The organism is Novosphingobium sp. ZN18A2 (genome assembly GCF_036784765.1).
Classification (GTDB): domain Bacteria; phylum Pseudomonadota; class Alphaproteobacteria; order Sphingomonadales; family Sphingomonadaceae; genus Novosphingobium.
This window is the reverse complement of sequence record NZ_CP136651.1, coordinates 2,362,764-2,375,437: the sequence shown is the minus strand read 5'-3', so window position 1 is coordinate 2,375,437 and position 12,674 is coordinate 2,362,764. Positions and strand designations below refer to the sequence as shown.

At 61.4% G+C, this 12,674-nt stretch carries 9 protein-coding genes and 1 pseudogene; 5 read left to right on the top strand and 5 right to left on the bottom strand.

What is annotated here, in order from left to right; translation table 11 throughout:
- The first annotated feature begins 151 nt into the window (after nucleotides 1-151).
- Genes RXV95_RS11330 through RXV95_RS11320 form a run of 3 tightly spaced genes read left to right on the top strand, consistent with a single transcriptional unit; the run spans nucleotide 152 to nucleotide 3,983 of the window.
- Nucleotides 152-1,300 (top strand): aldose epimerase family protein, encoded by a 1,149-nt coding sequence (locus RXV95_RS11330; RefSeq protein ID WP_338466160.1) that lies wholly within the window; start codon nucleotides 152-154, stop codon nucleotides 1,298-1,300.
- Between the two features lie 17 nt (nucleotides 1,301-1,317).
- The gene (locus tag RXV95_RS11325; protein WP_338466159.1) at nucleotides 1,318-3,114 is read left to right on the top strand and encodes an IlvD/Edd family dehydratase; all 1,797 of its coding nucleotides are present in this window, start codon (nucleotides 1,318-1,320) and stop codon (nucleotides 3,112-3,114) included.
- A 14-nt stretch (nucleotides 3,115-3,128) separates the two neighbouring features.
- Entirely contained in the window at nucleotides 3,129-3,983 is an 855-nt protein-coding gene (locus RXV95_RS11320) for an SMP-30/gluconolactonase/LRE family protein (protein ID WP_338466158.1), read from the top strand.
- Nucleotides 3,984-4,065: 82 nt separating this feature from the next.
- On the opposite strand, the pseudogene RXV95_RS11315 reads toward RXV95_RS11320, so the two are convergent.
- The 3 genes and pseudogenes from RXV95_RS11315 to RXV95_RS11305 all read right to left on the bottom strand — a co-directional run bounded on the left by RXV95_RS11315 (nucleotide 4,066) and on the right by RXV95_RS11305 (nucleotide 6,110).
- A pseudogene (locus RXV95_RS11315) lies at nucleotides 4,066-4,606 on the bottom strand (helix-turn-helix domain-containing protein).
- A gap of 172 nt (nucleotides 4,607-4,778) precedes the next feature.
- Nucleotides 4,779-5,480: a hypothetical protein gene (locus RXV95_RS11310; protein ID WP_338466157.1), complete on the bottom strand. Its 702-nt coding sequence runs from the start codon at nucleotides 5,478-5,480 to the stop codon at nucleotides 4,779-4,781.
- Between the two features lie 36 nt (nucleotides 5,481-5,516).
- Entirely contained in the window at nucleotides 5,517-6,110 is a 594-nt protein-coding gene (locus tag RXV95_RS11305) for a hypothetical protein (protein ID WP_338466156.1), read from the bottom strand.
- A gap of 259 nt (nucleotides 6,111-6,369) precedes the next feature.
- Here RXV95_RS11305 and RXV95_RS11300 point away from each other — a divergent pair, with 259 nt between their 5' ends.
- A complete protein-coding gene (locus tag RXV95_RS11300; protein ID WP_338466155.1) occupies nucleotides 6,370-8,799 on the top strand; it encodes an outer membrane beta-barrel protein in 2,430 nt (809 codons plus the stop codon).
- 101 nt (nucleotides 8,800-8,900) lie between these two features.
- The gene (locus RXV95_RS11295; RefSeq protein WP_338466154.1) at nucleotides 8,901-10,100 is read left to right on the top strand and encodes a hypothetical protein; all 1,200 of its coding nucleotides are present in this window, start codon (nucleotides 8,901-8,903) and stop codon (nucleotides 10,098-10,100) included.
- Nucleotides 10,101-10,275: 175 nt separating this feature from the next.
- On the opposite strand, the gene RXV95_RS11290 is transcribed toward RXV95_RS11295, so the two are convergent.
- Nucleotides 10,276-11,655: an MFS transporter gene (locus RXV95_RS11290; protein ID WP_338466153.1), complete on the bottom strand. Its 1,380-nt coding sequence runs from the start codon at nucleotides 11,653-11,655 to the stop codon at nucleotides 10,276-10,278.
- A 10-nt stretch (nucleotides 11,656-11,665) separates the two neighbouring features.
- Nucleotides 11,666-12,550: a LysR family transcriptional regulator gene (locus tag RXV95_RS11285; protein WP_338466152.1), complete on the bottom strand. Its 885-nt coding sequence runs from the start codon at nucleotides 12,548-12,550 to the stop codon at nucleotides 11,666-11,668.
- Nucleotides 12,551-12,674: the final 124 nt, after the last annotated feature.

Here is a 12,674-nt window from a genome sequence, read left to right as displayed (position 1 = left end):
GTCTGTCCTCTCGAATTGAGCGCGGCCCATGTCGATGAAGAACGTCGATGGCGAACCGGCTTGCGCTTTTTCTATTTGTCGGAGTATATGCAGTCAGCAATCCCGTCAATGGGGCAGGATAATTCCGGATAAGAATGGGAGCATTTCGGGAATGAGGAATTTGTCGACTCTGTTTGCCGGGGGAGTTGCCCTGGCTGTCGCCGTCACGCTTCCGGCCAGCGCATTCGCTGCCGATGCCACCAAGGCTCCCGCGGGCACGCTCTCCGATGGAACGGCGGTGACGGCCGTTACCCTGACGGCCGCAAACGGGGTTTCCGCCACGATCCTTACGTTCGGCGCCACGCTGCAGAAATTCATGGCTCCCGATCGCAACGGGAAACTGGCCGATATCACGCTCGGTTACGATAAGCTGTCCGATTACGAAAAGCGCCCGAACTATTGGGGGGCGACGATCGGTCGCTATGCCAACCGAATTGCGAACGGGCGTTTCACGCTGGATGGCAAGGCATATCAGCTTCCGCGCAACGACGGGGACAACTCGCTGCACGGCGGAGGGAAGGGGTTCGACGTCCAGAACTGGAAGCTCGTGTCGATCAAGTCCGGTCCCGTGGCCTGTGCAGTGTTTTCGCTGGAAAGCCCGGACGGGGCATCAGGCTATCCCGGAACAGTGAGAGCCAGGGTGACCTACTCGCTCGACGAAGCGGGTTCGTTGCGGATCGAATTCGACGCGACGACGAACAGGCCAACGATTATCAACATGACCAATCATGCGATTTTCAACATGGCGGGCGAGGGCGCCCCGCAAGGCGCGATGCAAAATGTGCTGACCATTCCCGCCAGTCATTACACGCCGATCAACGCCGGACTGATCCCCACGGGCGAGCTTCGTCCGGTGGAAGGAACGGTGTTCGATTTCCGCAAGGGTAAGCCATTGGAAGACGGCGTGCGCGACGGTAACGACCAGCAGATCGTCTATGGCCGCGGGTTCGATCACAATTTCGCCCTCGACAAGGGACTTACCGCGCAGCCCGAACTGGCGGCCCGGCTGGAAGATCCGGCATCGGGCCGGGTGCTCGAGGTGTTGAGCACCGAACCGGGGCTTCAAGTGTACTCCGGCAATTTCCTCGACGGAACTTATGTCGGCAAGCACGGACATCTCTATCGTATGGGCGACGGTATCGCGCTTGAGCCGCAGAAATTTCCCGATGCCCCCAACCACAGCAATTTCGTCTCGGCGCGCGTCGATCCGGGCAAGCCATATCGGCATGTCATGATCTATCGCGTGTCGGTCGATCGTTGACCGGAACGACCACGTATATGACCGACACCGCAAAGCCCGGGCTGCGTTCACGCGCCTGGTTCGACAATCCTGCCAACATCGACATGACGTCGCTCTATCTTGAGCGATACCTGAATTACGGGATCAGCCTGGAAGAACTGCGTTCGGGCAAGCCCATCATCGGTATCGCCCAGACCGGCAGCGATCTTTCGCCGTGCAATCGCCACCACCTGGTGCTGGCGGAGCGAATCCGTGAAGGTATTCGCGAAGCGGGCGGCATTGCCATCGAGTTTCCGGTTCATCCGATCCAGGAAACAGGCAAGCGCCCGACCGCCGGCCTTGACCGCAACCTGGCGTACCTCGGGCTGGTAGAGGCGCTTTACGGCTATCCGATTGACGGCGTGGTGCTGACCACCGGGTGCGACAAGACCACTCCGGCCCTGCTGATGGCGGCGGCCACCGTCAATATCCCCGCCATTGCGCTGTCGGTCGGGCCGATGCTCAACGGCTGGCACAAGGGGGAGCGGACCGGGAGCGGAACGATCGTCTGGAAGGGGCGTGAAATGCTTGCCGCCGGGGAACTGGACGAAGAGGGCTTCATCAAGCTCGTTTCGTCGTCGGCGCCTTCCACCGGATACTGCAATACCATGGGCACTGCGACCACGATGAATTCGTTGGCCGAAGCACTGGGCATGATGCTGCCTGGATCGGCTGCGATTCCGGCACCCTATCGCGATCGGCAGGAATGTGCGTACCGCACCGGCAAGCGCATCGTCGACATGGTTCACGAAGACCTCAAGCCTTCCGACATCCTGACGCTTGACGCGTTTCACAATGCCATCGTCGTCAATTCGGCAATCGGTGGTTCAACCAACGCGCCGATCCATCTTGTTGCGATTGCCCGGCACATCGGCGTCGATCTTCCGCTTCGGGATTGGGAAACGCACGGTCACAAGGTTCCGCTTCTGGTCAACCTGCAACCTGCCGGCGAATACCTTGGCGAAGACTATTACCGCGCCGGGGGCGTTCCGGCGGTTGTCGCCCAACTGATGGGCCAGGGCCTGATCAATGAGTCCGCGATGACGGTGAACGGCAAGACGATCGGTGAAAACTGTCGCGACGCGACGATCGAGGACGAACGCGTGATCAAGCCGTTCGATCAGGCGATCCTTGCCGATGCGGGCTTCCTTGTCCTTACCGGAAACCTGTTTGACGCCGCGATCATGAAAACAAGCGTGATCAGCAGGGATTTCCGTCAGCGCTACCTCTCCAATCCGGACGATCCCGATGCTTTCGAGGGCCCTGCCGTCGTATTCGACGGCCCGGAAGACTATCACCGCCGCATCGACGATCCGGCGTTGGGGATCACACCCGAAACGCTGATGTTCATGCGCGGGGCCGGTCCCATTGGCTATCCGGGCGCCGCTGAAGTGGTGAACATGCGGCCGCCTGCCTATCTCATCACGGAAGGCATTGGTGCATTGCCGTGCATTGGCGACGGGCGGCAGTCGGGCACGTCTGGCAGTCCTTCGATCCTCAATGCCAGTCCCGAAGCCGCGGCGATGAGCGGACTTGCCTTGCTGGAGACAGGGGATCGTGTGCGCATCGATTTGCGCAACGGCACGGTGAACGTCCTCATCTCCGACGATGAACTGGCCGAACGCCGCAAGGCGCTCGAAGCGAAGGGAGGCTTCCCTTATCCCGCTTCGCAGACACCTTGGCAGGAACTGCAGCGCGCCGTGGTCGGGCAGATGAACACGGGCGCGATCCTCGAAGGTTCGGAAAAATTCCAGCGCATCGCCCAGACCATGGGGCTCCCGCGCGACAACCACTGACCGGGAGGCGCTTCATGGCGGAATGGCGCAAGATCGAGCGCGACGTGTGCGATATGCTGGGCGAAGGCACCATGTGGAGCGCGCGCGAGAATGCAGTCTATTGGGTAGATATTCTTGCGCCCGCACTTAACCGATTGTCACTCGACGACGGTGCTATCGAGCGTTGGAAGATGCCCGAGCCGCTCGGTTGGGTGGCTGAGGCACGTGACGAAACTTTGATTGGTGGATTTCAGAGCGGCTTTAAGCGAATCCGGCTGGACACGATGGCCATCACCCCGCTCGGCGATCCAGAACCGCACCTACCGGGCAGCCGCATGAACGACGGCAAGGCAGACCGGTTCGGTGCGATCTGGTGCGGAACGATGGACATGGCCGAAAAGGAGGAATGCGGCGCGCTCTATCGCTTCATGCCGGACGGCACATGGCAAGTGATGGACCGGGACTATCTGGTTCCCAATGGCCCGGCCTTCTCGCCTTGTGGCCGTTGGCTCTATCACTCTGATACCGCAAAGCGCACGATCTATCGCTTCGAGATCACGGACGCGGGTCTCTCCAACAAGCAGCCGTTTATTCGGTTCGACGATGACGACGGCTACCCGGACGGAATGACCGCCGATGCGCAAGGCTTTCTCTGGGTAGCGCATTGGGATGGCGGGCGTATCAGTCGCTTCACGCCCGATGGACATCTGGACCGCGCGATCGGCCTACCGGCACGGCGGGTTACTAACATTACCTTTGCGGGTGAAGCCCTAGACCGCATGTTCGTGACGTCGGCCGCGACAGGGTTACCGCCATCCGAATATGATGGAGCACTTTTTGAAGTGCTAAGCGGCGCTAAGGGTGTTCCTGTAGGAATATACCCGGGATAGAGGAAACAGTTAGTTGTAGAAGTTGACACTAGATCGGACAGTTGGTGCCTGCGAGTGGTCAGCATGGATCTGTCCCGGAGGCTCAGGCCGCGATCATCTTTTCCTTTGCCAGCGGGGATGCGTAAACAAGGGTCTGCATGGGCGTCTTGCCGAAGCACCAGCGGACTTGATGTGGCCACTCTTCGTTGTAGCTGATGCCCTATTGATCCAGATCGGCCTGCAACTCGTCGATGGACCGGTATATCTTCTTGCGGAAGGCGATCCGGTAGAACTCGTCCAGCATGGTCTTGTGAAGCCGCTCGACGATGCCGTTCGTCAGCGGGCTCTTGGTCTTGGTGCGGGAATGATCCACGTCCTCGACCGCCAGGTAGAGCTCGTATTCGTGGTGCTGCCACATGCCGCGCATGCCGGCGGGCGAGATCGAATGGCTCAGCCTGCGGCGGAGTCCGATTGGCCAGCAGCGGCTTCCTGCGCGTCAGCTCCTGCAGCGCCATCTCACCGCCGGTGTCATACAGTTCCTTGAAGTGGTAGAAGCTGTCGCGCGAATAGCCCATTATCTTGCAGGCATGGCTGACATTGCCCACCTGCTTGCCAAGCTCCAGCAGCCCGACTTCGCCCCGAATGACTTTCTAATCCTTGGTCATATCGGTGCCATCAAAATGCCGGGGCCGGGCGCTGCGTAACCCCAACCACTCCGCGCCCGGCCCCGGCAATTCCTCGAGCCTTATGATACCGTCTGTCAGATTACGTCCAATCTTCTACAGATTACGCGACACCGGCACCCGCCCTGGCCAATCAGTTGCCTTGCCCGCTGCCGAACCACGCGGGTACGTCGATGCCCATCTCTCGCGCGCGTTCGCGTGCGGTCGTCTGCATTTCGGTGCGGATGCGATTGCGCTCTTCCGCGCTTCCGGCCTGGCGCATGCGCTGGTGGAATTGCGCGCGCTCCTGCTCGGTCAGCATTTGCGCAAGGTAATATCCGTCGCGCATGCCCGATCCGGACCGCTGCGGCCCGAACGGAGCATCAACGCCCAGATCGCCGGCGCGCTGGCGGATCGTTTGCTGGTATTCTGTCCGGATGCGGTTGCGCTCTTCCTGCGATTTGGCCTGCATCATCCGGTTGTGGAATTGCATGCGCTCGCCATCGTCGAGCAGTTGCCAGCTCGCAATCTGTCCTTCGACGACCTGGTCAACGTGGATACGATCACGGTCCCGGTCGCGCAGTTGATCGGGCGTCTGGGTCTGATCGCGGTCGCGAAGGCGATCCTGGTCCCGGTCCTGATCGCTGGACGGATCGCGCAACCGGTCCTGATCGCGCATGCGGTCAAGCGTGCCCTGACCGGTCATCGGCGGCATGGCCTGGCCGGACGGCATGCCGCCGCCACCGCCTCCCCCGCCGCCGCCACGCTGGGCAACTGCGGGAGAAGATATGGTAATTGCCGAGGCCGCCAGCAAAGCGGCCGCAACGCCGTATTTCATCGAAGCACTGTATTTCACCGGTTGTACTCCATCAGCGATATTGAGAAATTCCGTTCAGCCTTGCGGGCGCCGCACATCGGGGCCGATCCGGGCAATCACGTCCCGCGCGTCGAAGGCGCGAACGTCGGTTGCCGGCATCGGGCCATGTCCCATGCGAATTTCGGCGGTCGCTTCGTATCTTTCGGAGGTCTGGGTCTGCATGCGGCTCGTCCAGAACGGGTCGCCGTAATACGGATACCAGCTTTGCCATCCCGTGCCCGGAACGTAATACCGCCAGTATGGCCGCCAATAGCCATAGTCCGAAGCGAACCACGGATCGTAACGCGGATCGGTAACCACGTCGCGGTCGACCCTGTGTTCAAGCTGCCTGTCGACAATGGCGAACCAGTCGTACCCCTGTTCAAGGGTAAGTTCCGCCGCGCGATAGAGCAGGTATGCCTCAACCGTCTCGCGCGATGTCAGCCGGTTGCCCGAAAAGGTAACGCTGTATCGCCCTTCGGCGAGCCGCTGGTCGGTAAACCCGCCCGCCGCCGGGTTGGACGCGGAAACAGGCTGGTAGGGTGTGCTGCCAACGCTGGCGCATCCGGCCAGCGCCAGGGGCAAGGCGGCTATCGCCGCGAAAAGGGTACGTCGAACAACGGCACGCATCGGCAGTCTCCCATGCCAATTTGAATGCCCCGGGATCGGGGATTACCGATTGTTAATATCCAAAGCGGATGTAATAGCAATTGATCATGATCAACAACCGGTCGCCCTTCGAAATGTCATTTCAGAGTCAAGTTTTCTGCGCGCGCAGTGCCCGTGATCCTACGCCTCGCCATTTGATCCGCGTCATTCCGGGGCGCGGCGATCCGTGCCAGCAACCCTCTTGAAATCGACAGAAAAGAGAGTCCTGATGCGAGGCGCATTGGCAAGAAGACTGCTGCTGATCGGGGCGGCGGGGCTCGTTTCGGGAACAGCCCGCGCGCAGGATGCGCAACCGGCGAATCCGGCGCCCGACGTTTCGCACGACGCGCCCCCCCGCGATGCGTCCGCGCACAAACTGAATGCCGATGTCGCCATCGCCTTCGGAGTGGACGATAATCTGTTCGCCACGAAGAACGGCAAGGTTTCAGACCGCTTCCTGCTGGTGCAGCCCGCGCTCACGCTCGATCTGGGCGGAACGGCCGGCGGCGTTACGGTGCGCGGCTCAGGCGAGTTCGCCCGATACCGCGATCACCCGAGCGAAGACTATGACGATGCAATGCTTGCCACCGATGGACGGCTGCGCCTGACGACGGGGATTCAGACCATTGCCGGTGGCAGTTATGCTTGGAGCCACGAGAGCCGCACCTCACCCGAAAGCGAAGCGGGGACCGAGCCGACGCGGTTCCGGCGCGACTACGGCTATCTCGGCCTGGTCGGAAAGGGCGGCGCCTGGGCATACCGGATCGGCGCAACGACGACCGGCCTGGATTTTTCGGATACCCCTGCGTCAGCAGGCACGATCGACAACGCGGACCGCAATCGTCGCCAGTTCGAGCTGGGCGCGCGAGTCGGCTACACGCTGACCAGGGGGCCGGAGCTTTTCGTGCAGGGCCAGTGGGACAAGCGCGACTACCGCCGTCCGGTGGACGACTGGGGATATCGGCGCAACTCCGAAGGCTTCTCCGTCGCGGCGGGCGTTCACCAGAAGGTTTCCGCAAGGCTCGACGGAGAAATATTCGTCGGCGTGTTGCGGCAGGACTATGCCGACCCGCGCCTGCCGGACGTCAACACGATCGATTACGGCGCGCTGGTCAACTGGACCGGCAGCGGCGTCAGCGCTTCGTTCAAGCTTGGCCGCAGCGTAGAGGAAACGACCCTGCCGGGCGCATCGTCCTATATGCTTACCGACGGCACGCTTTCGGTCCGTGCCGACGCCGGACGGAAGCTGGCGTTCGGCGGCAGCCTTTCTGGAACGAGCTATGACTATCGCGGCGCCGACCGGTCCGAGTTCGTGATCGGCGCGAACGTCTGGGCGCGATACTGGTTCGAACGCAACCTGTTTGCGGGCATCGATTACGGATTGGCGCAGCGTGCCTCGAACGCGGCCGGATACGATTATGACCGGAACCGCGTTTTCGTCACGATCGGTGCGCAGCTTTCCCCCCGGTACGGCAAGTCCGATGCAAGCGCATCGGCGGTTCGAAGCGGAGGAATCGGCGGATTCTATTTCGCCACGGAACTTGGCCACGGCGTTCTGACAACCGGCCTCGACGGACCGCGCGGCACCGGGACGAATACCGCGGATTTTGGCGGCCAGGGCGCGGAAATCGGCGTGGCATTGGGCTATGGCCAGGCGGTCGGGCGCGTTTATCTGGGGGCCGAGGTGTCCGCCTTCGGCGGTGGTCCCGACTGGCAGCATGGCGGGGACCGCACCTTTTCGGTCGAACGGTCGCGGGCCGTCGACGCCGCCATCCGCCTTGGCGTCCTGACGTCCGGAAAGGACATCATATACGGCCGCTTCGGCCCGTCCTGGACGACGTACCGGACACGATACGATTACGCCGGCGGATCGTCCGACACGCAAACGACACGCATCGGTCTTGGCGCGGCCCTGGGGCTGGAAGCCGCGGTCGGGCGATATGGTTTCGTGCGCACGGAATACGGCCTTGTTTCCACTAATGATTATGACGTGGTGTCCGGCGACGGAAAGGTGGACAACTTCTCAAACGCGGAAAGCCGCTTCCGGGTGGCGGTGGGTGTCCGCTTTGCCGGGAATCCGATACGTGACGATGCGCCTGCGGATTTCTCCGGATTCTATGCCGGGGTGAACCTGGGCCACGGCGCACTGACGAGCCTGAACCGTGGGCCGCGCAGCGGCGGCTTCGTTCTCGATGCGACGCGAAGCGGCCAGGGTGGCCTGCTGGGCGTGTTCGCAGGCGCCGGGCTTCTCGCCGGCCGTCTTTATGCCGGCGCGGAACTGCACGCCGAAGTCGCTCATCTCGACTGGAACATCGAGCGTGACCCGCAGGGCCGCATCTATTCGATGGCCCGCGATCATTCATACGGCGCCAGCGCGCTTCTGGGCGTAAGCGTGAACCCAACCGCTTTGGCCTACGCAAGGATCGGCGCGGTGCGCACGCAGTTCGACACGCACTACAGCACGTCTGGAACGAGCGTCCGGGATATCACGACCAGAACAGGCATACGCTATGGCGGCGGCCTGCAGTTCGCGCTGGGCGGCAGCGCACGCTTGCGGCTTGAATACACCGTCGCCCGCTATCCGGGATATGCGATCGCCTATGGCGTGTCTGCCGATACGTTCCGGAATTACGAGAATACCGCAAGCATCGGTTTTTCATGGAAAATATGATTCCGGTCCTTCCGCCGAACTTGCTCTCGATCAATGAAATATGAGTTGTCCCTAATATTAATCAGTTCATATCGGACATATTTAGGAGTCGGATGGTGACAATGACAGGAAACAGGTTGCGCAAAGGCGGAGCGTCGATTGCAGCGCTTGCCGCGGTGCTGGTCGTCGGGCTTGGCCCCGTCGCATCGCAGGCTGCTTTCGCCGCCGTTCAGCACGATGGCGAAAGCGGGCATTCCTCAGGGCAGGCAGGCGGCCACTCGGGCAGCACCCATGGCAGCGAAGGGGACCACGGCTCTCAGGGCAAGCAGAGCGGCAAGGGCCGCGCGTCGGGTGAAGCGGGTAGCCGCAGCCACGGCAGCCTTGAGGACATCTTCCGCGAAATCGGCAGCGAAGAAGACGATTCGGACCGGCCCGACTGGGCCGGAGCCAAGGGCGGCAAGAACGAACACGGCGGACAACCCGGCACGGCCGGGACCGAGCGCGGCGATCTTTATGGCGACATGTACGTGATCCTTCGCGACGACAACGGCGTCCCGATCCTGACGCCCGAAGGTTTCGTGCAGCCGATCGATGCGGAGGGGAATCCGATCCCGCTCGATGCGGAAGGTGCGCCCATCGATCCGTCGCTTGCCATCGAAGTCGACATGAGCCGCCTGAACGTGGGCCGCGCACCGACGAGCGTGCTCCTGAAGAGAGCGGACGAAGTCGTCGCGCTGCTCGATACTGCAACCGCGATATCCCTCGATCCGGCAGGGCGGCTTGTGGTGACCTCACCCGACGGGACGAGCAAGACGATCGACGCCCCGCTTGAAAACCTTGCGATCTACGTCGCGCTGATGACCACGGGAACCATCCCCGGCGTCACCGATCTGCCGGGCACCGAATACGATTACCTTGTGGACGGCAAGTTCACGACCCAGGACATGCTGACGGCCGCGTCGCTGCTGGCGGGCGCAAGCGACAAGTTCGAAAGCATCACGCCGGATACGGTCGCCTATATCAACGCCATCCTTGGCATCAACACCGTCAAGACCGGCGATATCACCTATTCTTCGATGGATTACAGCACGTTCAGCTACGATCGTGCGGACGCTTATCAGGACGTGACCGCCACCGTTCTGGTGCAACAGACCGACGGCACCTGGAAGCCGACCGAGGTCAACATCTACGAAGCCGTCTTCAAGGATACCGATTACACGAGCGAAAGCGGCTTCGACGGTTTCGCCCAAGCGGTGGAAGACGCGCGCGAGGTGATCAACTATATCCACGAATACGCGGTGCCTGTCGAACAGACGCCGTGATTACATGATCCGAATTGCGCTAACCGCTGCATGGCGAGGGACCGGTTCCCTCGCCATGCACCTTGGCCGAAGGCCGACCAGCCTTCGGGTCGCGCAAGGTGACGTGCAGCGTCCGGTTTTGCGCCGAACCTGCGCAACGTCTTGGACCGGCTCGCATTGGACCGGCAGCCAAGAGTTATTGCGTAAGCCTTGTTGAGGACATTGCAGTGCGATGTGCGATCGCGAGTAGCGACAGGGCGACGACTATCGGACAAACGGCAAGCAAAAGATAACTGCTTGTCAGCGGGATACCCGCTGCCATGACATTGCCGCCGATTGCGGGACCGGTGGCGCCACCGACTTTGGCGATAGATGTGGCCCACGCGATGCCGCGAACTCTCATGGCAGTCGGATAGTAAGTGCCGATGATCGAGATCATGCCAAAGTGGCCGGCAATCAGTAGCACGGATGCGGGGACCGCGAAGGCGATCACGTATTCCGGAGGCAACATGCCGCTACCGGCAACAAGCAACAACGGCACCGCACTAAGCGGAAACCATATGGCGCTCACAACTCCCCGTCGATCGATCAGGTGCGTTGTCGCCAAGCCTGCTATTGCTCCTGAAAGGCTGGCTGCCGAACTGAATATTGCGGCCGCATTCCGTTCGATCGACAGGCCTTCGTAGATGATGGGCCCCCAACTGGCATTGAAATAGATCGCCATCGCGCTTGCGGCACATCCCAGCCAAAGCATGGGAGTAACGAACCTGAGATCCCCGGCCAGAAGGTCGGTGATCCGGGCGCCGTCGTGGTCGCGACGCTCGTCGCATACGACAAACCTGTCCGCTTCGCTTGCGCGTGTTGCAGGGGCGAGCCTGTTCACAAGGCTGGCGATGACGGACGCCGGAGCCTGGCTGTGGACCATGAACCGGATGGATTCTGGCAAGAAGCGCAGCAGGGCAACGGCTGCCGCGGCAGTCAGCAGACCATTGACGACAAAGACCGCGCGCCAGCCCAGTTCAGGTGCGATCGCGGCCGTCAGCGGGCCCGATGCCGCCGCGCCGAGCGAATAGGACATGACCATGAAGCCGACGAACCGTATCTTCAGGTTTTGCGGCGCATACTCGATCGCCAGTGCGGTCAACAGCGGACCGATCGCCCCGACCGAAAGGCCCAGGAAGAAACGCACCCCCAGTAGGTAAACATATGATGCGGTCGATACCTGTAGCACGCTCATCAGCGCGAAGGCGCAACCGGCGAATACGATGACCGGCCTTCGTCCGAATCTGTCGCCGAGCGGTGAGATTGCCAGTCCGCCAATCAGCATGCCCAAGACAGATGCCGAAAAGACGTTTCCCAAGGACTGCGCAGGCAACTTGAGGTCGTCGCGAATGTAGGGCGCAACGTAGCTGATGACGCTTAGGTCCAGACCCTCCATGAAGCTGGTGAGGCAAGCCAATGCCAGAACAAGCTTGCTTAACGGGTTCAGGCCTGCGGAATCGATCAGGAGCCCAACGTCTATGTGCCCGGCTTTCACGGACGGGCTGGAGCGTGTGTGGGGATGGCCGGAGGTCATTCGCAAGACGTCATGCCAATGCGGAACGGACAAGATCGAGAAAGGGGGCGGCTTCGGGACGCAAGGCATGGTTGCGCAAGACCATCACAGTGTCGACGCGATAAATCGGCGCGCCTATCGCGCGAACCTTGCCAGATTCGATTTCGCGCTTGAGATGATCTTCAAACAGCGGGCTGATCCCGCGTCCTTCGATGACCCATTCGGCAAGCACTTCCGGAAACTGGGTGTACCCGGCGATTTGCCGCGGCACGATCCCGGCCGCTTCGAGTGCCTGGCCGAGCAGGCGGAACACTTCGGTATCCTGTCGCGGCAGGACGAACGGCACGGTATCCATGGTCAATTCGCCGCTTTCGAGCGATTCCGCGATCGGCCGGCTTGCGTAAAGCGTTACGTTGGCGTGCGAGAGAATCTCTACACGGCCCTGCACGTTCGGCAGGAAAGTGCCACGATAGATCGCGATGTCGCATTGACCTGAATTGAATGCGTCGAAAAGGTCTCTCGTGCTCTCCGCCTGGCGTATCTCCAGATCGATTTCGGGATGCGCACTGAGGAAATCCGGCAGAAGTGGCTTCAATTTCGTGTCGAGCAGGAAATTCCGGATCGATGCAACCAGGCTGATCTTGCCCGGTCGCCGGTCACGGTGGGAAACGGGCACGAACGCGCGGCTCTTTTCGAGCACCTCCTTGGCGCGCGGCAGCAACTCGATAGCCTGTCCGGTCAGGATCGGGTTGCGACCTTGCCTGCGGATGAAGAGGGCATAGCCGAGATCATGCTCCAAGGCCTTGATCTGGCTGCTTATCGCCGGCTGACTGATGCCGAGGCGATCTGCGGTCACACGGAAGCTGCAATCGCCGGCAGCCTCGATGAAAACCTCGAGTTGTCTGAGTGTGGGCATCCCAACCTATAACCTTTTTCTTATACCCCTGATAACCGCTCACTCTCTTGCTGCGCAAGCGCCAAATACGCAGTTTTCTCTCACCTTGGGCAAGGCCGCGACGGGCATTGCACCAGGGGTGGGG

What these genes read in the sequence shown, in the direction of transcription:
- RXV95_RS11330 (WP_338466160.1), top strand. Translation starts at nt 152, where the DNA reads ATGAGGAATTTGTCGACTCTGTTTGCCGGGGGAGTTGCCCTGGCTGTC.
- RXV95_RS11325 (WP_338466159.1), top strand. Translation starts at nt 1,318, where the DNA reads ATGACCGACACCGCAAAGCCCGGGCTGCGTTCACGCGCCTGGTTCGAC.
- RXV95_RS11320 (WP_338466158.1), top strand. Translation starts at nt 3,129, where the DNA reads ATGGCGGAATGGCGCAAGATCGAGCGCGACGTGTGCGATATGCTGGGC.
- RXV95_RS11305 (WP_338466156.1), bottom strand. Translation starts at nt 6,110, where the DNA reads ATGCGTGCCGTTGTTCGACGTACCCTTTTCGCGGCGATAGCCGCCTTG.
- RXV95_RS11295 (WP_338466154.1), top strand. Translation starts at nt 8,901, where the DNA reads ATGACAGGAAACAGGTTGCGCAAAGGCGGAGCGTCGATTGCAGCGCTT.
- RXV95_RS11290 (WP_338466153.1), bottom strand. Translation starts at nt 11,655, where the DNA reads ATGACCTCCGGCCATCCCCACACACGCTCCAGCCCGTCCGTGAAAGCC.
- RXV95_RS11285 (WP_338466152.1), bottom strand. Translation starts at nt 12,550, where the DNA reads ATGCCCACACTCAGACAACTCGAGGTTTTCATCGAGGCTGCCGGCGAT.